The 20,735-nt window shown below is 63.9% G+C and carries 19 protein-coding genes and 1 tRNA gene; 11 read left to right on the forward strand and 9 right to left on the reverse strand.

The genetic code is table 11. The features are described 5' to 3' along the window. Window positions 1-146: 146 nt before the first annotated feature. Window positions 147-1,709, reverse strand: a complete 1,563-nt coding sequence (locus tag JQ627_RS12270; RefSeq protein ID WP_212484479.1) for an adenylate/guanylate cyclase domain-containing protein — start codon at window positions 1,707-1,709, stop codon at window positions 147-149. 193 nt (window positions 1,710-1,902) lie between these two features. Between JQ627_RS12270 and JQ627_RS12275 the strand changes: the two genes are divergently transcribed. After that, on the forward strand, window positions 1,903-2,994 hold the full coding sequence (locus JQ627_RS12275; protein ID WP_212484480.1) for an enolase C-terminal domain-like protein: 1,092 nt from the start codon (window positions 1,903-1,905) through the stop codon (window positions 2,992-2,994). 9 nt (window positions 2,995-3,003) lie between these two features. Here JQ627_RS12275 and JQ627_RS12280 read toward each other — a convergent pair whose 3' ends face one another. After that, window positions 3,004-3,426 (reverse strand): RidA family protein, encoded by a 423-nt coding sequence (locus JQ627_RS12280; protein WP_212484810.1) that lies wholly within the window; start codon window positions 3,424-3,426, stop codon window positions 3,004-3,006. 230 nt (window positions 3,427-3,656) lie between these two features. On the opposite strand from JQ627_RS12280, the gene JQ627_RS12285 reads away from it, so the two are divergent. Then, window positions 3,657-4,130, forward strand: a complete 474-nt coding sequence (locus JQ627_RS12285; protein ID WP_212484481.1) for an NUDIX hydrolase — start codon at window positions 3,657-3,659, stop codon at window positions 4,128-4,130. 105 nt (window positions 4,131-4,235) lie between these two features. Here JQ627_RS12285 and JQ627_RS12290 read toward each other — a convergent pair whose 3' ends face one another. Together JQ627_RS12290 and JQ627_RS12295 are read right to left on the reverse strand one after the other, a co-directional pair. Next, complete coding sequence (locus JQ627_RS12290; protein WP_212484811.1) at window positions 4,236-4,478, reverse strand: hypothetical protein; 243 nt, start codon at window positions 4,476-4,478, stop codon at window positions 4,236-4,238. A gap of 14 nt (window positions 4,479-4,492) precedes the next feature. Continuing rightward, the gene (locus JQ627_RS12295) at window positions 4,493-4,966 is read right to left on the reverse strand and encodes an L-2-amino-thiazoline-4-carboxylic acid hydrolase (protein ID WP_212484482.1); all 474 of its coding nucleotides are present in this window, start codon (window positions 4,964-4,966) and stop codon (window positions 4,493-4,495) included. A gap of 448 nt (window positions 4,967-5,414) precedes the next feature. Here JQ627_RS12295 and JQ627_RS12300 point away from each other — a divergent pair, with 448 nt between their 5' ends. Together JQ627_RS12300 and JQ627_RS12305 are read left to right on the forward strand one after the other, a co-directional pair. Next, on the forward strand, window positions 5,415-6,713 hold the full coding sequence (locus JQ627_RS12300) for a heme-binding protein (RefSeq protein ID WP_212484483.1): 1,299 nt from the start codon (window positions 5,415-5,417) through the stop codon (window positions 6,711-6,713). 162 nt (window positions 6,714-6,875) lie between these two features. Next, window positions 6,876-7,400 carry a DUF4440 domain-containing protein gene (locus JQ627_RS12305; RefSeq protein WP_212484484.1) on the forward strand — a complete coding sequence of 175 codons (525 nt, stop codon included), beginning with the start codon at window positions 6,876-6,878 and terminating at the stop codon, window positions 7,398-7,400. 201 nt (window positions 7,401-7,601) lie between these two features. Here the strand turns inward: JQ627_RS12305 and JQ627_RS12310 are convergent. Continuing rightward, window positions 7,602-7,676 (reverse strand) — tRNA-Val (locus JQ627_RS12310). Window positions 7,677-7,750: 74 nt separating this feature from the next. Then, the gene (gene cpdR, locus JQ627_RS12315) at window positions 7,751-8,110 is read right to left on the reverse strand and encodes a cell cycle two-component system response regulator CpdR (RefSeq protein ID WP_007597092.1); all 360 of its coding nucleotides are present in this window, start codon (window positions 8,108-8,110) and stop codon (window positions 7,751-7,753) included. Between the two features lie 332 nt (window positions 8,111-8,442). On the opposite strand from cpdR, the gene JQ627_RS12320 reads away from it, so the two are divergent. The 4 genes from JQ627_RS12320 (at window position 8,443) to JQ627_RS12335 (ending at window position 12,625) form a co-directional block, all read left to right on the forward strand. Then, the gene (locus JQ627_RS12320) at window positions 8,443-9,333 is read left to right on the forward strand and encodes an N-formylglutamate amidohydrolase (RefSeq protein ID WP_212484485.1); all 891 of its coding nucleotides are present in this window, start codon (window positions 8,443-8,445) and stop codon (window positions 9,331-9,333) included. 525 nt (window positions 9,334-9,858) lie between these two features. After that, the gene (hisN, locus tag JQ627_RS12325; RefSeq protein WP_212484486.1) at window positions 9,859-10,641 is read left to right on the forward strand and encodes a histidinol-phosphatase; all 783 of its coding nucleotides are present in this window, start codon (window positions 9,859-9,861) and stop codon (window positions 10,639-10,641) included. 33 nt (window positions 10,642-10,674) lie between these two features. Further along, entirely contained in the window at window positions 10,675-11,640 is a 966-nt protein-coding gene (locus tag JQ627_RS12330) for a tripartite tricarboxylate transporter substrate binding protein (RefSeq protein ID WP_212484487.1), read from the forward strand. Window positions 11,641-11,830: 190 nt separating this feature from the next. Next, on the forward strand, window positions 11,831-12,625 hold the full coding sequence (locus tag JQ627_RS12335) for a dienelactone hydrolase family protein (RefSeq protein ID WP_249143059.1): 795 nt from the start codon (window positions 11,831-11,833) through the stop codon (window positions 12,623-12,625). A 77-nt stretch (window positions 12,626-12,702) separates the two neighbouring features. Here the strand turns inward: JQ627_RS12335 and JQ627_RS12340 are convergent, their stop codons facing one another. Further along, a complete protein-coding gene (locus JQ627_RS12340) occupies window positions 12,703-13,596 on the reverse strand; it encodes a LysR substrate-binding domain-containing protein (RefSeq protein ID WP_039154224.1) in 894 nt (297 codons plus the stop codon). A gap of 91 nt (window positions 13,597-13,687) precedes the next feature. On the opposite strand from JQ627_RS12340, the gene JQ627_RS12345 reads away from it, so the two are divergent. Beyond that, a complete protein-coding gene (locus tag JQ627_RS12345) occupies window positions 13,688-14,440 on the forward strand; it encodes a sulfite exporter TauE/SafE family protein (protein ID WP_212484488.1) in 753 nt (250 codons plus the stop codon). 3 nt (window positions 14,441-14,443) lie between these two features. Here JQ627_RS12345 and JQ627_RS12350 read toward each other — a convergent pair whose 3' ends face one another. Together JQ627_RS12350 and JQ627_RS12355 are read right to left on the reverse strand one after the other, a co-directional pair. Beyond that, entirely contained in the window at window positions 14,444-14,854 is a 411-nt protein-coding gene (locus JQ627_RS12350) for a GFA family protein (protein WP_212484489.1), read from the reverse strand. A gap of 67 nt (window positions 14,855-14,921) precedes the next feature. Then, a complete protein-coding gene (locus tag JQ627_RS12355) occupies window positions 14,922-15,554 on the reverse strand; it encodes a LysE family translocator (protein WP_212484490.1) in 633 nt (210 codons plus the stop codon). 213 nt (window positions 15,555-15,767) lie between these two features. Here JQ627_RS12355 and JQ627_RS12360 point away from each other — a divergent pair, with 213 nt between their 5' ends. Both JQ627_RS12360 and JQ627_RS12365 read left to right on the forward strand, forming a co-directional pair. After that, window positions 15,768-17,564, forward strand: a complete 1,797-nt coding sequence (locus JQ627_RS12360) for an adenylate/guanylate cyclase domain-containing protein (protein ID WP_212484491.1) — start codon at window positions 15,768-15,770, stop codon at window positions 17,562-17,564. Between the two features lie 189 nt (window positions 17,565-17,753). After that, on the forward strand, window positions 17,754-20,561 hold the full coding sequence (locus JQ627_RS12365) for a di-heme-cytochrome C peroxidase (RefSeq protein WP_212484492.1): 2,808 nt from the start codon (window positions 17,754-17,756) through the stop codon (window positions 20,559-20,561). Window positions 20,562-20,735 lie beyond the last annotated feature (174 nt).

Genomic DNA, 20,735 nt, shown 5'->3' on the forward strand with positions numbered 1-20,735 from the left:
TCAGGAGCCACCGTCAGAATCGATTTCTGCCAAAATCGCAATGCCTTACGAAAAGATCACATGCGATTCCCCTGCCCTCCAGGGGAGGGTAAGAGAGAGTGCCACACGGCACACTCTCTCAATGGGAAACGACGCACGCGCGCCCCTCACGCCGGCTTCAGCGAGGCCAGCGCGTTTTCCAGCAGCGAGCGTACCCGTGCGGCGTCGCCCGACTTCACCACGGCAGGGTCGAGATAGAGCTCGAGGCCGGGCGCGCGCTCGGTGATGACGCCGCTTCGCGCCGCCGCCGCGTCGTTGAGCGCGTCGACCGAATAGGGAATGATTTCGCGGCTGATACCCTTCATCGTGATCGCGGGCAGCGCGTGCGCGCGGACGATGTCGCTGACCAGGGCAAAAGTCTCGTAGCTGAGCACGATGCCGCCGGGCTCGGCGATCGATTGCAGGCGCGCGGCGAGGTTCGCTTCCGCACCGATGATGGTGTAGTCCATCCGGTCGCTGCTGCCGAAATTGCCGACATTGCAATAGCCGGAATTGATGCCCATGCGCGAACGAAACGGCTGCTCGATGCCGGAGGCGCGCCATTTCGCATTGAGCTCGGCCAAGCGCTGCTGCATGCGCCAGGCCATCTGGAGGCAGGCCTCGGCGTCCGCGCGATCCCCCTTGGTCTCGGGATCGCCGAAGAAGATCAGCATGGCGTCGCCGATGAATTTGTCGATGGTGCCGCCATATTCATGGGCGATCGCCGACATCTCGGTGAAGTACTCGTTGAGCAGCTGGGTCAACTGCTCCGGCTGGAGCCGCTCGGCCGTCGCGGTGAAATTCTGGATGTCGGAGAAGAAGATGGTGAGCTTCTTGCGCTCGGTGTGGATGGTGACGTCCTTCTGGCCCGAGAAGATGCTCTTGTAGACTTGCGGCGGGATGTAGCGCGAGATCTTCATCGACAGCGATGCGAGGAAGTCATTGGCGGATTCGAGCTCCTTGTTCATGCCCTTGATGCGGCCGGCCTGGCGGCGCTGGAGCGAGAGGAACGACAGGCCGCAGCCCGCCGCGATCAGGAAATAGGCCAAGAGAAACTTGAACGAGAAGATGTTGGCGGCGATCGGCTGGGCGATGATCACCTCCTGGATGCCGCGGACGTCTCCCACCTTCCAGTCCTTCTTCGGGCTCTCGGGGTGGCTGTTGTGGCAGCTGACGCAGGCCGGACCCATCGTGACGGGCGCGACCAGGCGGACCTTGTCGGAGAACAGCGAGGTCTCGGTCTCGACGATCTTCTGCTCGGGATCCCTGCGGAGCGCATCGAGCGCGTCCTTCTCGAACTTGTCGAGCTGGTGCGCGGCGCGGTTCTGGAACGGGAAATCCGAGACGAAGCGGTAGGTGATGTTCTCCTGCTGCGCGCCGATCACCCGTCCGAGCTCCAGCGACAGCGTCGCCGGGATCGGGATCGCACCGGGGACGGATTCGTAATTGTGCACGACCCTGGTGGTGCCATCAGGGTTGGCCAGGATGCGGCCGACCACGTTGGACGCATAGTAGCTGCGCACGCTCGTGATCACTGAGTTGAGATCGGCGGCCTGCCGGCGCAGCGCGGTCTTGCTGAGCTCGGTCAGGTCCAGCCATACCGCGAGCGGCAAAGCGAGCAGGAGGAAGGCGATCACGGCTCCCGTGAGGATGCCGCTCTTGCGCTGTTCTTCGGAGATCTCTTGTTTCACACTGTGGCTCCGTCGTGTGCGATATTGTCGCAAATCTCTGGAATTCGCGGCAAAGCATGCGACGGCACAGAGCCCGCAAATGCGGCGCCGCGCAACCCCATTTCATGGTGGTCGCAGCAAGTGGCTTTCCGTTTCATGACGAATGTTTAAGATCGGTATTAACCTGCATTCACTCCGCCGGGAGATCCTGCATATGACCGAGACCATCCGCATCAGGCGCTTCAATGCGCGCCCCGTGATCGTGCCGATGAATTTGCCGCTCCAGACCTCGACCGGCGCGGTCGCCAAGGCGCCGCTGGTGCTGATCGACTGCGAGACCGACCTGGGCGCGGTGGGACATGCCTATCTGTTCTCGATCACGCCGTCGGCCTTGAAGCCGCTGACGGCAATGGTCACGGAGATGTCGGAGCTGCTCGCCGGCGACGAGTTGCTGCCGTTCGAGATCGAGCGCAAACTGACCCGGCGCTTCACGCTGCTCGGCCTCGCCGGCCTGCAACGGCTGGCGCAATCCGGCATCGACATGGCGGCATGGGACGCGCTGGCGCGCAGCAGAGGCCTGCCGCTCGCGCGCCTGCTCGGTGGCGCGCCGAAGCCGGTCAGGGCCTACAATTCGAAGGGGCTCGGCATCATGCCTGTTGGCGCCGCGGTGGACGAGGCACACAAGCTGCTGGCCGAGGGTTTTCAGGCCGCCAAGATCCGCGTCGGCCGGCCGGATGCGCGCGACGATCTCGCCGTCGTGCGTGCGGTTCGCAAGGCCGTCGGCGATCAGGTCACGCTGATGTGCGACTACAACCAGGCGCTGACCGTCACCGAAGCCATCCGCCGCGGCGAGATGCTCGACGACGAGGGGCTGACCTGGATCGAGGAGCCGATCCGCCACGACGACTATGCCGGCTGTGCCCGCATTGCCGATGCGCTCCGCACGCCGGTCCAGATCGGCGAGAATTTTGACAGCGCCTTCTCGATGCAATCAGCGCTGTCCGCGGAAGCCTGCGACTACGTGATGCCGGACGTCCAGCGCATCGGCGGCGTCACCGGCTGGCTCCGTGCCGCCGCGCTCGCGCACGCCGCCGGAATCGAGATGTCGACGCATTTGTTCTCGGAGGTCAGCGCGCACCTGCTCTGCGTGACGCCGACCGCGCACTGGCTGGAATATGTCGACTGGGCCGACGCGGTGCTGGCGACGCGGCTGAAGATCAAGGACGGCTTTGCCCTGCCGGGCGAGGAGCCGGGCAACGGGATTGCATGGGACGAGGCGGCGGTCGCGAAATATCTCGTCGGATGAGACCGCCTCTTACGACCGAACAGCGGCAATCATACTCAGCTCGACGGGAGCGCCCCGTGGCAGCTCGGCGACGCCGACAGACGTGCGCGTGTGACGACCGCGATCGCCCAAGCACTCGATCAGCCGGTCGGAGGCCCCATTCATGACTTGCGACTGCTGGGTAAATCCAGGTGCTGAAGCAATGTATCCAACGAGCTGCAGGACCTGGACGATCCTGTCCTCTCCGCCTGTTGCGTGGTTGATGGCCGAAATGCAGAGATCGGCGCAGAGAGCAGCGGCCTCCTGCGCGGCCGCGATATCGACATCTGCGCCGACCTTGCCCGCATACAGCAGGTCCTCACCGCGACGCGGCAGCTGACCACTGACATACGCAATTCCACCATGGATGATCACCGGCAAATAGTTGCCGCCGGGCTTGTTCACGCTGCTCATCTCGGAAAGCTGCCTTTTCGTCACGTCTTGCGAAGCGACACGTTTCGCCGAACGCCGCAAATAGTATCTCACCAGGCTCATCGCCGTCATGGATGACCGGACAATGGCAGGCGGAGAGTCACGGATCAAGGCTGCAGAGCATTTGCATGCCGAAGGCGGTGCGCATCCAGCCAGACAGGCCTCGCCACCGCGCATTGCGCAGCGGCGGCGGGCACGATAACGATGCCCCCATGACCACATGGCGCCCGCATCCACACATCCGCGTCGTCGCGATCGGCCTGCACTGGCGGGACGGGCGCCTGCTGGCGGCCGAGGTGCGCGACGATGCGGGGCGGATCAAGGGCGTCAGGCCGCTCGGCGGCGAGATCGAGTTCGGCGAGGGCTGGCGGACTGCGCTGGTACGCGAATTCAACGAAGAGCTCGGCATCGACATCACGATCATCGGCGAGCCGCTGGTGATGGAGAACATTTTTTTGCACGAGGGATCGACCGGGCACGAGGTGATGTTCATCGCGGAGATCGCGCTTCCGGACGGCGCGTTCAGCGGCCAGAACCGCATCGACTTCCGCGAGGATAACGGCGAAGAGATCGTCGCACGCTGGTTCGATCTTGCGGAGCTCGACGTCGAGGGCGGACCGAGCCTTTATCCGAACGGGTTGAAGGATGTGCTGCTCCGGAGCAAGGTTTCTGCTCCGTCACCCTGAGGACGTCGCTGCCTGCACATCGTCATTGCGAGCACAGCGAAGCAATCCAGACCGTCACCGTGGAACGATTCTGGATTACTTCGCTGCGCTCGCAATGACGGAGCACTACCAAACCTCTGCGCCGGGGATCTTCTTTCGCACCGCCATGCGCTGGATCCAGATGCAACGACGGACGGACCTGTTGGAACGGCCGACGGCGGATATCCCCTCGCCGGCCTGGAGCAGCGGCGCCACGTTCTCGCGCAGACTGCGGCAGCGCTGGAGCTCGGCCTGCCAGTCGATGATCGCCGCATTCGCGCATGACGCCATCAGCGCCAGCATCGCCATGGCAAGACAGCTCGCCCGCATCGTGTGCATTCCCTTCACTGTGATCCCCCCGAAACGCGCCGGTAGCGGAAATTGCAATGATCGGCGCCCTGCATGATCGTCTGTGTGCGCGTGAGCCTGACGTCGGGGCCAAACCCTTCCGCGGTCGCAAAGTCCGCGGTGCAGACCAGGAGAAAGCCGAGCTCCGGCTCGCCCAGCTCCTTGTAGAACTCGGCATAGGCGCATCGCGTCACGTCGAACGCGAAGGCGTCTTCGGTCTGCGCGATCACGTCATAGGCGAGGGCATCGTCGCGGGCATAGGTCTTGAACGCCGACGACACAGCCTTGCCGAGATCGGTCTCGTTCTTCGCTTTCCAGAACTCCTCGCCGAAGCCGCGATAGAGATCGCCGAGCGCCTTGCGCACCATTGCGTTGGCGCGCGCCTCGCCGAGCTCGGCCCGCAATGCCTTGACCAGCGGCACCAGCACCTGCGCCTGGATTTTTGCCTGCTCGATGACGGAAACGCTCATGGGCAGCCTCGCTCGTCTCTCGTTGCTGCGACTCTTTGGCCCTGTGACCTGGCACACATTTGCGACCATCTTAAGGTTGTATGATGGCCCAGCATAACCGAAGCCGGCCAGTCGCCCGACATCCATTTTGATGATCTCATTTTCGAGCACGGAGACGGAAGCAATGCTTCGCTCAGTTCGCAGGGCTCGCCTATTTCCCGACCGCACATTTGCCCAAACCGCAAGTTGAAAATCACGATCGTTTCACGCAGATCCGTTCGGTATCCGGCCCAGCCGACAACGTAGGGCCGATCGATGTTCGTAGTCGGCACGTGCGCATGAGCGCGCGTGAACGATGTTGTCATGCCCGGCCTCGGATCGCGAGGCGCAATAGCGCAGGACTCACCTGCCCGGACAGCCGGCCCGGGGAAATGCCGGCATCGACAGTTGCAGCATCGCGAGGATCACCATGGACGAGCCCAAACCACTCACCAGTGCATTCACCAAGACCGCGAATTTCTCCATCCACGAGGTCGACGAGGTGTTCAGAGACGCCGCGCAGCCCGCCGCGGGGGCCGCTGCCCGAGCTGCGCGTCCGCCGGTCACCTTGCCGCCCATCCTCGGTCCGCTGTCGGCCTTCACGGGCACCTTCACAGGACAGGGGTTCAATACGATCTTCCGGCCCGACAGCAAGATCACGCCGACGCCGATGCCGGGGCCGATCAACACCACTGACCCCGACGATAACGTGCTGGAGCTGAATCTCACCGACGAGACGATGTCATTCTCGAACAGTCTCGGCTCGATCCCCAATCGCGGCTCGCTGCAGCAGGCGGACGCATTCCTCAACGGCGTGCCGTATCTGCAGACCATCAACGACATCACCACGGGAACGCCCGTGGGCATTCACTTCGAACCCGGCATCTGGCTGGCGGTGCCCGCCACCACCATTCCGAACGAGCCGTTCACCGTTGCGCGCATGGCGTCGATCCCGCACGGCACGACGATCACTGCGCAAGGCACCGCGCTGGCTCCGGTCGCCGGCAAACCGACCATCGCGGCGATCGACATCACCCCGTTCATCGGCGGCAATCCGGGCAACAAGATCACCTTCCAGAATCAGACCGCGGCCAACAAGACCACCCGCAGGCTACCTCAGGATCTGACCGCACTGATGGCCTCCGGCAAGCTGACCCAGGCCATGATCACCGACCCGAACACGGTGCTGCGCAACCAGATCGCGCATCAGACCATCACGCAGACCATCGTCATCGAGACATCCACGAAGCCCGGCGCGCCGCTGTCCGGCGGTCCCTTGCCGGCCATCCCCTCGCCCGGTCCGCATCCCACCGCGCCGAGCTTCGCCGGCGGCACCGCGAACATCGCGTTCCTCCAGGGCTTGCCCGTTCCGCCGCCGGGCGGCAATGGCGCGAACGCCAACGCCTTCCAGATGGACGCGGTGTTCTGGATCGAGACGGTGGTTTACGACATCGACGTGCCGGCCCTGCCGCCGGGAACGCCGCCGGTGATCCTGCAACCGCGCCAGAGGAGCAACGTGCCGCTGGTTCCGAGCTTCGTCGCCGCGATCCCGTTCGTGCCCAACAAGGGATTCAAGGGCGGCCACGTCAAAGTGGCGACGACGCAGATCCAGTATTCACAGAAGGTCATGCTGGATTTCGCCGGCCTGACCTGGCCGCACGTCTCCGTCGCATCGCTCGTTCCGGCAGCGCCAGTGCCGATCCCGGACCGTCTGCTGCCGCTGACGTGAAGGGGCTGGCGCGGTGTGACGATGATGCGCGACGTCCGCGGCATCGGGACGTGGCCTGAACCAACGCATCCGTGATGCAACAGCGACTGCTGCTCGCGCGATCCTGAAAAGCCGGCGAGACGGGCAATGGTATGATCATTGTCATCCAAAAGAGAGATGATCATGCCCCCTTCCAAGATGTCTCGAGTCTCCATCAGGCGACGACCGTTTGCACGGCGCGGTCATGTTGCGGCAATCGCTGCAGCGCTGTTTCTCGCGGCGACCGCCTGGTCAGCCGGGCCGGCGCTGGCCGCGACAGATGATGCGGAGGCACGAGCCATCTTCGAAAAATTCATTGCCGCGCAAAATGCGCACAACGCGGACGATGTGAAGGCCATGCTGTGGAATTCGCCCGGCACGCTGTTGTTTGCGCGAGGCATCGAAACCAGAGGCCGTGATGCGGTCGCGGACCACTTCAAGGGCTACTACGAGGGCACCTGGCACCTCGAACCCGACATGTCGAAATTCCACGTCGCCGTGATCTCGAACGAGGTCATGCAGGTCCTCGTTCCGATCGTCTTCACGCGTGGCCTTCCCGGCAAGCCACCCCAACAGAATACGTTTCTGATCAGCCAGACCTACGTGCGGGATGCGAACGGCTGGTCCGTCGCCTCCGTCCTGCCGGTCGCGAACACGGAACTGAAATAGCCGCGATCGAGCATTGTCGGGGCGTGGCTCGCTGCAGCACCGGGACAAATCCCGGATTGCGCTTCGCTCCATGCGGGCGACACGCACGCTTCGCAACGACGGATTGTTTGGCCCTGCCCGGCCGAAGCTCGCGGCGGCAGCCGGCCTGCGCCCGTTGGGCTCCGGCGCGGCATCCTTCTCTCGGCTACCGCGAGCGAAGGATGGTGGGCACGACAGGGATCGAACCTGTGACCCCTACCATGTCAAGGTAGTGCTCTCCCGCTGAGCTACGTGCCCTAGATGTCGTCTAGATCGGGTGGGGTCCCTATAACGGCTCAGGGGAGCCGGTGCAAGGACGGAAGGCGGCCGATTTAGGCCGCCAGCATCTTGTTCACTTCGCTGACCAATTCGCGCAGGTGCACGGGCTTGGACAGCACCTTGGCGTTCTTGGGGGCGTCCGAATCCGAGTTCAGGGCGACGGCTGCGAAGCCGGTGATGAACATGATCTTGATGTCGGGGTCGAGTTCCGAGGCCCGGCGGGCAAGCTCGATGCCGTCCATCTCCGGCATCACGATGTCGGTCAGCAGCATCTCGAACGGCTCTTCCCGGAGCCGCTGATAGGCGGCCATGCCGTTGTCATGGGACGAGACCTGAAAACCGGCGTTTTCCAGCGCCTTGACCAGGAAGCGGCGCATGTCGTTGTCGTCTTCGGCAAGCAGGATTTTTGGCATGGCAGGAAACGTCAAATCCCCAGAGGATATCAGCAAAGGATATTAAGCCCGACAGAGGGTAAATTTGGGGTGAAAATCTTTACCCTGGGCTGGCAGCGCTGCCGGTCCCTTGTGAACCGGAACGCGGCACGAATCAATCGAGCCGTGCCGGCGCATCCCCGCTTCCCTGCCCGGACGGTTAAGACATGTTCCAGCGCCGATCACATCTTTTCGCTTGGCAGAATGGTTGCGATTCCAGACAATGAGGGCACATAAGAGCCGCTCCACCGGCCGAATCATTCGATCCGGGCCCATGCCGGATCCCGCGGCGCGAAGGGACGAAGCCTGAGAAGATGACCCGGTTTGACGGCGAGGTGTCGCCAGCGTTCGAGATCGTGGAGCCCGCGCAATGGCGCGCGCCGGTTATCTTCAACTCGCCCCATTCCGGCTCGACCTATCCGGACGAATTCCTCGCAGCCTCCAGGATCGACCTGCCGCAACTGCGGCGGTCCGAAGATTCCTTCATGGACGAGCTGATCGGCCATTTGAGCGAGCGCGGCTTTCCGACCGTGCGGGTCAACTTTCCCCGCTCCTATGTGGACGTCAATCGCGAGCCCTATGAGCTCGATCCCCGCATGTTCACCGGCCGCCTGCCGAGCTTTGCCAATACCCGCTCGATGCGGGTCGCCGGCGGCCTCGGCACCATCCCGCGCGTGGTCGGCGACGGCCAGGAGATCTACCGCGACCGCATCCTGGTCGACGATGCGCTGGGGCGGATCGAGACGCTCTACAAGCCCTATCATCGCGCGCTGCGCCGGCTGATCAACAAGGTGCACCAGATGTTCGGCACCGTGGTGCTGGTCGACTGCCACTCGATGCCCTCGGTCGGCGTCAGCAGGGACGAGCCGCGACGGCCGGACGTCGTAATCGGCGACCGCTACGGCACGAGCTGCACGCCGCTGCTGCCGGACAGGGTCGAGGAGACCATGACGGGGCTCGGCTATTCGATCGGCCGCAACAAGCCATATGCCGGCGGCTTCATCACCGAGCATTACGGCAACCCCGCGAGCGGGCTTCACGCAGTGCAGCTCGAGCTCAACCGCGCAATCTACATGGATGAGCGGCGACGCGAGCGCGGTCCGCGCTTTGCGCAAGTGGCACACGACTTCGGCGTGCTCGCCGACGTGCTGGCGACCACGATCCCGTTCGGCGATCTCGGCCCGTTCCAGGCCGCGGCGGAATAGGCGCGGCTTTTTCTTCTTCGGTTCTGTCGCGGGTGATTGGCGCGAACGCGGTTTCGCTTCGCAAGTTTGCGCGTGCCGAAGTGAAAACAGCGGCGGCAAGAAAAAAGGGCCGCTTCTGATGAAGAAGCGGCCCAAGTCTAGGGAGGAAACGCCCAAGGAGGGCAGCGGTAACGCAGAGCGCTACCGCACCGCAACAATATGCGGCCGCGACGCACAAAGTGCAAGGGCTTTCGAGCCGTTTCCCATGCAATATGCACATGGCTCAGTTGCCTGTAGCGAAACCCAGATTCAGTTTCTTTGATAAGGAAATTCAATGGGTTGATAGCTGTTTGCATACGAACGAGGCATGTTCGGAACTAAGTTTTCAACTCTGTGATCGATATTTGGCCAGCATATGACTGACACAGGGCAGCGGCTTCCGGCATCCAAAATACCAGGGAGCAAATGAACTCAGTGCTGCACGCGAGAGGCGAATTGAGCTAGGCAAAGAGAAGCTTCACCCGACTTTCGCTTCGAGGATACGCCGTGACGGTGATCGACTTTTCCGCCTTCATCGGTCGGCTCGCCACCGCCTCCGGCGAAACCATCCTGCCGTTCTTCCGCACCTCGCTGTCGATCGACGACAAGAGCAAGACCAAGGATTTCGATCCGGTCACAGAGGCCGACCGCGCCGCGGAGGCGGTGATGCGGCGGCTGATCAAGGCCAGCTTCCCCCAGCACGGCATCGTCGGCGAGGAATTCGGCAACGAGCGCGAGGACGCCGATTACGTCTGGGTGCTCGACCCCATCGACGGGACCAAATCCTTCATCGGCGGCTTTCCGATCTGGGGCACGCTGATCGCGCTGCTGCACAAGGGCGCCCCGGTCTACGGCATGATGCACCAGCCCTTCATCGGCGAGCGATTTTCCGGCGATAACGGCTCGGCCAACTACAAAGGCCCCTCAGGCGAGCGCCGGCTCCAGGTCCGCCGCTGCGCCTCGCTCTCGGAAGCGACGAGCTACACGACCAGCCCTCTGCTGATGAACGAGCGCGACCGCGCCATTTTCGGCCGCATCGAGAAGGGCGCGCGGCTGTCGCGCTATGGCGGCGATTGCTACTCCTATTGCATGCTGGCGGCCGGCCATGTCGATCTCGTGGTCGAGACCGAGCTGAAGCCTTACGACATCGCAGCCCTGATCCCGATCGTGACCGGCGCCGGCGGTGTCGTCACCACCTGGGAAGGCAAGCCGGCCCAGGGCGGCGGCCGCATCGTCGCGGCCGGCGATCCTCGCGTCCATGAAGAAGCACTGAAACTGCTCAACGGATAAACGTCCCAAGGAGCGCGCATGAAAAGAGCCTGCATGAACAACTGGCCTAAGCTCCTCCTCACATTCCTGCTTCTGTTTCCCGCCCTCGCCTCCGCGCAGAATTTTCCCGCAAAACCAATCAAGCTGATCGTGCCGTTCCCGGCCGGTGGGCCCAACGACATCATTGCGCGGGTGATCGGCCAGCGCATGTCGGAGCTGTCGGGCCAGCCGGTGCTGATCGACAACCGGGGTGGCCAGGGCGGCGTGCTCGGCACCGACGCCGTCTCCAAGGCCACTCCTGACGGCTACACCATCGCGATCTCCTCAGCCGGCGCGCTCGCGATCAGCCCGAGCATGGAGAGGGTTGCCTACGACACCTCGAGCGACCTCACGCCGGTGACGCTGGTTGCGACCGTGCCGGAAATGCTTGTCGTCGCCACCAACGTCCCCGTAAAGGACATCGGCGAACTGATCGTGCTCGCCAAGGCACAGCCCGGAAAACTCAACTTCGCCTCCTCCGGCCCGGGCAGCCTGCCGCACCTCGCCGGCGAATTGTTCAAGCTGACGGCCAAGATCGACATCGTGCACGTGCCCTATCGCGGCGCAGCTCCCGCGGTGAACGATCTCCTGGGCCAGCAGGTCCAGATGACGTTTCTCGACCTGCCGGTGCTGCTGCCGCAGGTCAAGGCAGGCGTCCTGCGGCCGATCGCGGTCGGCTCGGCCGAGCGCTCGCCGACCGCGCCTGATGTCCCGACCACCGCGGAAACAGGCTTTGCCGACCTGCGCATCGAGAACTGGTACGGCATGGTCGCGCCAAAGGGCACGCCGAAGGAGATCGTCGCCGCGCTGCATGGTCTGGCAACGAAGGCGATGGCGGATCCGGCGGTGAAGGAGAAGCTCGCCGCGCAAGGCGCAACGTTGATCGGCGATGAGCCGGAGCATTTTCGCCAGTTCATCGCGGATGAGACCGCGAAATGGGCCAAGGTGATCAAGGACGCCGGCGTCGAAACGGCGAAGTAGCGGCAGCCTTGTTCCCGAAGTGAATTGATCCGGATCTCGCCTGTTTTGCCCGAGGGGTAACACAAGGAATTGCCGCGGGTCGGCGTAACCGCGCAATCACGGCCCTGTGTCGCACACCGCCGCCTTCGCAGTCTGGCGCCGCAATGTCTGGCATGCCAATGTAATTGCGCCAAACCCGCGGGAGGTCAGCATGCGGACAATGATACTGGGAGCATTTTGCGCCATCGCAATGGTCACCAGCGCAAACGCCGCGATCAAGGAGGAGCCGGTCACGTATACCGACGGCGAGACCACAATGAAGGGCTTCGTCGTGTACGACGACGCCAGCCAGGCCAAGCGCCCCGGAATCGTGATGGTGCATGAATGGTGGGGCATCACCAATCACATCCATAACGAGGCACGGAAGTTCGCGGAGCAGGGTTACACGACCTTCATTGCCGACATGTATGGCGACGCCAAGACCGCCGACAACCCGAAGGACGCCGGCGCGATCTCGGGTGCGGTGATGAAGAACCCGGCGGTCATGGAGTCACGCTTCAAGGCCGCGCGAGACCAACTTGCCAAACAGGCTTCGGTCAATCCCCAGCAGATCGGCGCCGTTGGTTACTGCTTCGGCGGCGCGGTGGTTTTGAACATGGCGCGTGCCGGCGCCGACCTCGCCGCCGTTGCGGGCTTTCACGCATCGCTTGGTCTCAATACGCCTGCACCAGGGCCGGGAACCGTCAAGGCAAAAATCCTGATCCTGAACGGCGCGGACGACCCCTTCGTGAAGCGCGAGCAATACGATGCGCTCAAGAAGGATTTCGACGCCGCCAAGGCCGATTATCGGATCGTCGAATATCCGGGCGCTGTGCACGCCTTCACGAACCCCGAAGCGACCGAGCTCGGCAAGAAGTTCAACCTGCCACTCAAATACGACGCCAAGGCGGATCAGGAAGCCAAGGCCGAGGCAAACAAGTTTTTCGCCGCCGACCTCAAAAAGTAGACAGAAAAGGCCACCTTTTGGGTGGCCTTTTCGAGCCTTGGCGAGCTGCGTCGTCCCGAGACCTTCAAGATCGTGTCTCACCTCTGAACTTCGGCACGCAAATAGTCCACCAATTGCTTGGCGGGGCGCGGCAATGATTTGAAGCTGCGCGCGCAGATCGTCAATCTTCGATTGGCCCAGCCGTCGCGGATCCGGATGGCCACGATCGGCATCGATCTCGCGCAGCGCCTCGCCGCGGTTTCCGGAACAACGGCAACCCCGACGTCGGCGGCGACCATCTGGCAGATCGCGTCGAAATCGCGCAGGCGGGCGCGAACGCGGAGGCGGGCACCGAGCTTCGCCGCATGCCGGGAGATGTGGACCTGCAACGCAGTCGACGCCGTAAGCCCGACGAAATCGCGTTCGGTCACCTCCTGGAAGTCGATCTGGCGACGACTGCCGAGGTCGCTTCTGCGCGCGGCCACCAGCATCAGCCGGTCCTCGCTGAACAGAAATCGTTCGACGCTGTCGGGCAGCGCGTGCTCCGCCGCGAAGCCGATATCCGCAGCGCCGCTGACAATCGCGGCGGCGATGTCAGCGCTCTCGCGCTCCTCGACGTCGACATTGATATCGGGATGCTCGCGCAGGAACGCCGCGAGCGCCCGCGGCAGGTGCTCCGAGAGCCCCGACGTGTTGGCAAGCAGCAGCACGCTCGCCCGCACACCGCTGGCATAGGCGGCGAGATCGCCTTGCAAGGCCTCGACATTATGGATGACGATGCGGGCGTGGTCGAGCAGGCTTTCTCCGGCGGCCGTCAGCTCGATGCCGCGGCGCCCGCGCTTGAGCAGGGCAACGCGGAGTGCATCCTCCAATCCCTTGATGCGCGCGCTGGCCGAAGCCAGTGCCAAATGCGACCGCTCCGCACCGCGCGTGATGCTGCGCTGGTCGGCGACCGCGATGAAGAGCTGGAGGTCGACGAGGTCGAAGCGCATGGCGGGATCTCCTCAGCCTCCGTCATGGACGAAGGCTGTCTCCGTAACCTCCAGATTGTGCCGGTGCGCAGCTTCGGTCAATCTGCAAGATATGATCGACCCGCTCCTCATCCTCATCGCCGCCGTCTTCCTGATCGCCGGATTCGTCAAGGGCGTGGTCGGGCTCGGCCTGCCGACCGTGTCCATGGGCCTGCTCGCGGTGAGCATGGCACCCAGCCGCGCGATCGCCATCGTGATCGTGCCCGCCATCGTCACCAATATCTGGCAGACCTTCGCCGGCCCGCACTTGCGCGACATCCTGAGGCGGCTATGGCCGCTGATGATCGGCACCGTGATCGGGTGCTGGCTCAATGCCGGCGCGCTGACCGGTCCCCATGCCCGTTACGGCACGATCGTGCTCGGAATCCTGCTCGTGATCTACGCGATCATCGGGCTCAGCAAATTCAAGTTCCACGTCGCGCCTCGAAACGAGAAATGGGTCGGCGGCGTGGTCGGCGTCGTCACCGGTGTGATCTCTGCCTCGACCGGCGTGCAGGTGATCCCCTCGATGCCGTTCATGCAGGCTATCGGCATGGAGAAGGACGAGTTGGTGCAGGCGCTCGGCGTGTTCTTCACGACGGCCACCCTGGCGCTCGCCTTCAACCTGACCGCCGGCGGATTGCTGACGCCAGCCAATGCCGTGCCGGGCGCGGTGGGCATGGCCATGGCCTTTGCCGGCATGTTCGTCGGCCAGTCGGTGCGGGCGCGGATGCCGGCGGAAGCGTTTCGCCGCTGGTTCCTGATCGCGATGATCCTGCTCGGCCTCTATCTCGCCGGCAGCGCGCTGCTGAAGGAATTCGCCTGAAGCTCAGGAGTTCGGCCCGTAGCCCGGCACCCATGTCTCGTGCTGGGGCAGATCGTCCTGGATCGTCCACCACGGCGCGCGCGACGAGGTGAAGACGTGCAGGCGAGGCCTGACGTCCGGATCGTCATCGAGCAGGCCGGCCGGAATGCTGACGGTCGGCAGATAGCTCGCCTTGCCCGGCGTCAGGCAGCCGCAGGTCTTGCAGCGATGGCGGAAACTCCCCGGCGCGGATTCGTAAGCCACCGTCATGTCCTCGCCCGCGACGAAGCGAAACTTGTCGGCATCGACATGGGCGTAGGTGGCGAAGGCGGCACCGGTCAGCTTGCGGCAATTGGCGCAATGACAATGCGTCAGCGCGCGCACCTGATCGACCTCGAAACGCACGGTACCGCACAGACAACTTCCACGAACCATCGAAACCTCCCCCGCGCGGCCTCTATCGGGCCGACTGCGTGCTTCAACCATCGTTCGTTCGACCGAGTTACCGCGTCTCCAGCATGGCGACGCGGATGCCGAGATAGATGAAGAGGCCGCCGAGGGCGCGGTTGACCCAGGCGATCGCGCCTTCGGAGCTCCGCAAGCGATGGGCGGCCCTTGCCGCGAACGCCGCCAGCACCAGGCACCAGAGCGTTCCCGTAAAGATGAAGATCAGGCCGAGGGTCAGGAAGGCGAGCGGCTTGTGCGATGAATCGGCTGCGACGAATTGCGGCAGGAAGGCCAGGAAGAACAGCGCGACCTTGGGATTGAGCGCGTTGGTAAAGACGCCCTGGAGGAAGACCCGCCGCAGCGAGCTCCGCACGGGCTCGTCGATGACTGCGGCCAGCGCCGGGCGCGACCATAGCATCTGAAGTCCTGTCACGACGAGATAGGCCGCGCCGACCAGCTTCAGGATCGAGAAGGCGGTCGATGAGGCCATCAGCAGGGCCGAAAGGCCGATTGCCGCGCCCGCGACGTGGAAAAAGCAGCCAAAACTGATGCCGAGCGCGGCCGCGGCACCGCCCCGCCAGCCCATCTGCATGCTGCGGCCGATCACGTAGACCGAGTCCGGGCCGGGCGTGATGTTGAGCAATATGCCCGACAGGATGAAGAGCCAGATCTCGTGAATGCCCAGCATGTGAGGTGCCCCCGTCAGCCTTGAAAGGCGGCTTATTCGGTTCGGCCGCCGCCGTCCACCGCCAGGATTGCAGGGAAATTACCTCAAATTTGCAATGCGGATCATGCTTTCGCTTGGCCTTATCTGCTCTATAAAGGCAGGGTTCTTGGAAATGCGGGATTCGAGGCGACTGCCACGCCGTGGCCGGTCATCGATCCCTTGGAGCTCCGGATTATGGAAAGACGTCTGGCCGCCATCGTCTGCGCCGATGTCGCCGGCTATTCGCGCATGATGGGCAGCGACGAGGCCGGCACCCATGCCGCCTTCAAGGCCCATCGCAGCGCGATCCATCCCATCATCCTCAACCATGGCGGCCGCGTCGTCAAAAACACCGGCGACGGCTTCCTGCTGGAGTTCGCGAGCATCGTCGGCGCCGCCGAGGCTGCGATCGCGATGCAGACGCTGATGGCGGAGCGCAACCACCACCTGCCTGCCGAGCGCGCCATGCAGTTTCGCCTCGGCATCCACATGGGCGACGTCATCGCCGACGAGGACGAGGTATTCGGGGACGATGTCAACATTGCCGTCCGCCTCGAATCGGTGGCGAGCCCCGGCGGCTTCGCCATCTCGGCCAAGGCCTACCGGGAGGCGAGCAAGCACCTGACCGTGCTGCTGGTCGATGCCGGCAACCATCGCTTCAAGAACATCAAGGATGCGGTCGGGGTCTGGACCTGGACGCCCGAGGGCGCACCGGCGCTCGCGCCCGAGCTCCGGGAGGCGTCGGCGCTGTCGCAGCAGTACCGCACAGCGATCGTCGGCGTGCTGCCCTTCGCCAATCTCAGCGACGCCCAGGACGAATATTTCTCCGACGGCCTCACCGAGGATCTGATCCACGCGCTGTCGCTGCAATCCTTCTATCGCGTGCTGAGCCGCAACTCGACCTTCGCTTTCAAGGGCAAGAACACCAGCACCCGCCTGATCGCGCGCGAGATCGATGCCACCTATTTGATCCAGGGTTCGGTGCGGCGCGCCGGAGCCAAGATCCGCGTCACCGCCGAACTGGTCGCGCCGGAGACGGGCGAGCAACTCTGGACCGGGCGCTACGACCGCGACATCGGCGACCTGTTCGCGATGCAGGACGAGATCACCACCAATCTGTCCGCCGCCATCGCCACCGAGATCGTCCGGGCAGAGGCCTCGGCGCCGGCGCGGCTCTCCACCGACGTGACCGCCTGGGACCGCTTCCTCAAGGGGCTGTCGCACTACTACCGGCAGACCAAGGAGGACCTGGCCACCGCGATCGACCTGTTCCGGGAGGCCATCAGGCTCGACCCCAAACTGTCGATCGCGCACGCCTATCTTGCCACGATCCAGATCCAGAGCATCCAGTTCGGGTGGGTCAAGGGCACGCGCGAGATGTGGGCCGAGGCGATGGACCTCGCCGAGACCAGCGTCCGGCTCGACCCGCGCTCCTCCTTCGCGTTCTCGATCCTGTCCTGGGCCCATGCCATGGAGGGGCACTACGAGGCCGCGATGGATGCCGCCAAACGCGCGGTCGCACTCAATCCCTACGACATGGGCGCGCGCGGCGTGCTCGGCATCTGCCACTTCGTCGTCGGCGAGCACCGCGAGGCGATCGAGCTGTTCTCGATGGCCGCGCAGCGCGACAACAGCGACCCGCGCTACCAATGGGCCGCGCTGAACGCCTTCAGCCATTATCTGCTGGGGCAATACGACGCGACCCTGTCCTGGGCCCGCGAGCAGCTCTACATCAACCCGAACCACATGCAGGCGCTGGCGATCCGTGCCGCGGCGCTGGCACAGTCGGGCCGCGACGGCGAGGCGACCGAGGCCGTCGGCGTGCTCATGCGCAACTACCCGACCCTGAATGTCGATCGTCATTTGCGCAATTTCCACTGGAAGCGGCCCGAAGACCTCGCCCATTACCGCGAGGGCCTTCTGAACGCGGGCGTGCCGCTCGGCAAGCTGACCCTGGTGCAAAGCGACGTCAAACGCGCGGCCGAGTCCTGACAGACCGGCCTTCTCGGTCCCTACGCAGTGCCTTGGGACCTCGCGCCGGCTTTTATTGACAGGACAGTGAATTCGGCCACACTTCATTACACGCTGAAGTAGTATAGGTTGCTGTCGGTTTGTTAGGACTTTCCGCGCTCTATCGGCGCGTCTTCATTTCACGATTCGCTGTTTTCAGGATTTTGGGCCATGAACGACCCCGCCTCGAAGCCTCCCTTCGATCCCTCGATCCAGGTCTCGCCAAACAATCCTTGCCCCTTCCTGCGCGGCCTCGTCGGCGAAGGCTTCGTCGACGGCGGCACCGTCCCGCTGCGGACGCTGTCGCAGACCATCGCAAATGCAAGCGGCGAGTCCGGGCTGAAGAAGACCTCGGCCCGCATCCAGGTCCGCGGCGTCGCGCTGATCGCCAACGGCGCCTGTCACATCCTGCAGAGCATCTTCTGGGGCGCGCAGCTCAATGGCTTGCGCGGCGGCCCGCTCGACAAGCTCGGTGCCGGCTCGCGCATCCTCAGCGTCGACGGGCACGTCAACGAGGACGAGATCGCGCGGCTCGCCAGCTTCGGAGGCACCTATGACGATCCCGATGGCGGCACAGAGACCGGGCTCAACGCCTCGCAAATCCAGACCTTCATGAAGGACAACCTCAAGCGCGCCGGCAAGCAAGCGCGCTGGTACTACCCGATCCTGATGAAGTTCGAATGGCCGATCCTGCTCAAGATCATGGGCAAGGGTCAGGGTGATGACCGCTATCTCAGCGTGGCCGAGGTGAGGACATTGTTCAACGAGCGCAAATTCCCTGACAGGATCACCCAGCGAGTGGTCAGCCAGCCGGTCACCCCGCCCTCGCTGATCTTGCGCGCTGCCGGCGGACTCGTCGCCGCGCTCCTCGTCTTTGGCATCGTGGCGCTGCGCTTTCCGGATCAGTTCCAGCCGATGCTGCCCGGCATCCTCGGTGACCTGGTGGCGCCGCCATTGCCGAAGCTCGTCGAACCCCGGGCCGCATACTGGCTCGAGCAAAACTGGGCGCTGGAGGACCGGCACTGGTTTCATCACGCCAGCCAGGGCACCGCGACCTTCCCGGTGCCGTATAGCTGGTTCATGGCGCTCGAGCAGCCGCGGCTTCATTTCTTCGCCAAGCCCGGGATGCTGCATGACAGCGACCATCTGCAGCGCTTCGGCTTCATCCCCAGCCCACAGACGATCAACACCGACGACGCCACGCTGCGCCGGTTCGGCTATGCCAACGTCTACGACAAGACGAAGCCGGTGCCGGCGCGGCTTTGGGATCCGCCCGTTAACTGGGGCACCCAGGCTGAAAACGTCGACGGCCTGCCCGTCGGCTTTGCGCGCATGACCGGCGTACCCGATCCTACGACCGGCCAGGTCGGCGAGGACCGGATCGGCCTGACCTGCGCCGCCTGCCACACCGGCCAGATCCACTACAAGGGCATCGACATCCGTTTCGACGGCGGCCCGGCGATGACCGACCTGAGGAAGCTCGAGGTCACGACGGGTTTGTCGATCGCCTACACGCTCCTCGTGCCGGGTCGCTTTACGCGCTTCGCCGACCGTGTGCTCGGCGCCTCCGCCAGTGATGCGGATCGCGATGCGCTGAAGCAGAAGCTGCGCGCGATCAGCACATTCCTGATCGACTGGGAGAAGACCTACGCGAAAACCATCGACGGCAAGACGAGGTTCAACGAGAAGACGAAGCGGGAAGAGAAGCAGCAGGACACGGAGGAAGGATACGGCCGTCTCGACGCGCTCAACCGCATCGGCAATCAGGTCTTCGCCCAGGACATGACGCTCAGCGGCCTCAGCGGCTTCGAAAAGAATCTGCATGCCAAGGACGCGCCGGTCAGCTTCCCGCCGATCTGGACCGTGCCCTGGCTCAAATTCGCGCAATATGACGCTTCCATCGAACAACCGCTGATCCGCAACGCCGGCGAAGCGCTGGGCGTGACGGCGCTGCTCAATCTGTCCGACAATACCCCCAAGGACACGCTGTTCCGCTCGTCGATGGATATCAAGAATCTGAACTGGATCGAGGATCTGCTGAAGGGGTCGGCGCCCTATCCGAAAAAGCAGTTCTCCGGACTGACATCGCCGAAATGGCCGTCGGACATCTTCGGCGACAATGCCTGGAAGATCGATGGTGAGCGCGTCAAGAGCGGCCGCAAGCTCTACGCGCAGATCTGCGTCGAATGCCATCTCGGGCCGGTCAACGATCCCGTGTTCGACACCGAGTTTCCGGACCAGAGCATCTGGTCCTCGTCGCGCTGGGAGACCATCGGCAACGACAAATTCCTGAACGAGGTCCAGAAAAGCGTCAAAGGCATGGGCACCGATCCCGCTCAGGCCAGCGTGCTGGAGACGCGGACGGTTCAGGTCCCGGGCTTTCTCAAGCTCGATCCCACGCAGAATCTCAATGCCTGGTGGAGTTGCAATCTGCCGGCCATCTCCTCGACCGACATGCCGTACTCGCTCGGGCTGATGGTGCTCGTCGACATCGTCAGCCGCAAGGCGATGGACGATGCGAAGATCGACCCGAAGGTTCAGCAGGCCTGGTGGGGTGAGCGCAAGAACTGCCCGAATCCCGGTCCGCAGCCGCCCGAGGCGAAGGAGCCGCGGCCCTGGTATCGCGCGCGCCCGCTCAACGGCGTCTGGGCCACCGCGCCTTACCTGCACAACGGATCGGTGCCCTCGCTCTACTGGATGCTGAGCCCCGCGGCCGAGCGCCCCAAATCGTTCTGCATGGGTGGTGGTCGCGACTACGATCCGAAGCAGGTCGGCTTCGCGGTCGTCGACGGCGAGAGCTGCAAGACCGGGCAGTCGCGCTTCTCGACGCGCGCGTCTGATGGCACCGACACCTTCGGCAACAGCAATGCCGGCCACTCGTTCGATGGCACGCCAGGCCCCGGCAAGGACGGCACCATCGGCCGCGTGCTCAAGGAGCAAGAGCGCTACGACCTGATCGAGTATCTGAAGACGCTGTGAGCTGCCTTCACCTCTCCCCGCTCTTGTCCGCCGGGCTTCAGCGAAGGCGGATGCGGGGCGAGGCCGGAATGCATCGACACCGTCATTGCGAGCGCAACGAAGCAATCCAGAATCTTTCCGCGGAAACAGTCTGGATTGCTTCGTCGCAAGGGCTCCTCGCAATGACGGAGAATG

Origin of the sequence: Bradyrhizobium liaoningense (assembly GCF_018130785.1) — a bacterium.
Taxonomy (GTDB): Bacteria; Pseudomonadota; Alphaproteobacteria; order Rhizobiales; family Xanthobacteraceae; genus Bradyrhizobium; species Bradyrhizobium liaoningense_A.

Excerpts from the sequence above, each read along its gene's own strand:
- JQ627_RS12275 (WP_212484480.1), top strand. The coding sequence starts at position 1,903 with ATGACCGAGACCATCCGCATCAGGCGCTTCAATGCGCGCCCCGTGATC.
- JQ627_RS12280 (WP_212484810.1), bottom strand. The coding sequence starts at position 3,426 with ATGAGCAGCGTGAACAAGCCCGGCGGCAACTATTTGCCGGTGATCATC.
- JQ627_RS12285 (WP_212484481.1), top strand. The coding sequence starts at position 3,657 with ATGACCACATGGCGCCCGCATCCACACATCCGCGTCGTCGCGATCGGC.
- JQ627_RS12290 (WP_212484811.1), bottom strand. The coding sequence starts at position 4,478 with ATGCGGGCGAGCTGTCTTGCCATGGCGATGCTGGCGCTGATGGCGTCA.
- JQ627_RS12295 (WP_212484482.1), bottom strand. The coding sequence starts at position 4,966 with ATGAGCGTTTCCGTCATCGAGCAGGCAAAAATCCAGGCGCAGGTGCTG.
- JQ627_RS12300 (WP_212484483.1), top strand. The coding sequence starts at position 5,415 with ATGGACGAGCCCAAACCACTCACCAGTGCATTCACCAAGACCGCGAAT.
- JQ627_RS12305 (WP_212484484.1), top strand. The coding sequence starts at position 6,876 with ATGCCCCCTTCCAAGATGTCTCGAGTCTCCATCAGGCGACGACCGTTT.
- cpdR (WP_007597092.1), bottom strand. The coding sequence starts at position 8,110 with ATGCCAAAAATCCTGCTTGCCGAAGACGACAACGACATGCGCCGCTTC.
- JQ627_RS12320 (WP_212484485.1), top strand. The coding sequence starts at position 8,443 with ATGACCCGGTTTGACGGCGAGGTGTCGCCAGCGTTCGAGATCGTGGAG.
- JQ627_RS12330 (WP_212484487.1), top strand. The coding sequence starts at position 10,675 with ATGAACAACTGGCCTAAGCTCCTCCTCACATTCCTGCTTCTGTTTCCC.
- JQ627_RS12335 (WP_249143059.1), top strand. The coding sequence starts at position 11,831 with ATGCGGACAATGATACTGGGAGCATTTTGCGCCATCGCAATGGTCACC.
- JQ627_RS12340 (WP_039154224.1), bottom strand. The coding sequence starts at position 13,596 with ATGCGCTTCGACCTCGTCGACCTCCAGCTCTTCATCGCGGTCGCCGAC.
- JQ627_RS12345 (WP_212484488.1), top strand. The coding sequence starts at position 13,688 with ATGATCGACCCGCTCCTCATCCTCATCGCCGCCGTCTTCCTGATCGCC.
- JQ627_RS12350 (WP_212484489.1), bottom strand. The coding sequence starts at position 14,854 with ATGGTTCGTGGAAGTTGTCTGTGCGGTACCGTGCGTTTCGAGGTCGAT.
- JQ627_RS12355 (WP_212484490.1), bottom strand. The coding sequence starts at position 15,554 with ATGCTGGGCATTCACGAGATCTGGCTCTTCATCCTGTCGGGCATATTG.
- JQ627_RS12360 (WP_212484491.1), top strand. The coding sequence starts at position 15,768 with ATGGAAAGACGTCTGGCCGCCATCGTCTGCGCCGATGTCGCCGGCTAT.
- JQ627_RS12365 (WP_212484492.1), top strand. The coding sequence starts at position 17,754 with ATGAACGACCCCGCCTCGAAGCCTCCCTTCGATCCCTCGATCCAGGTC.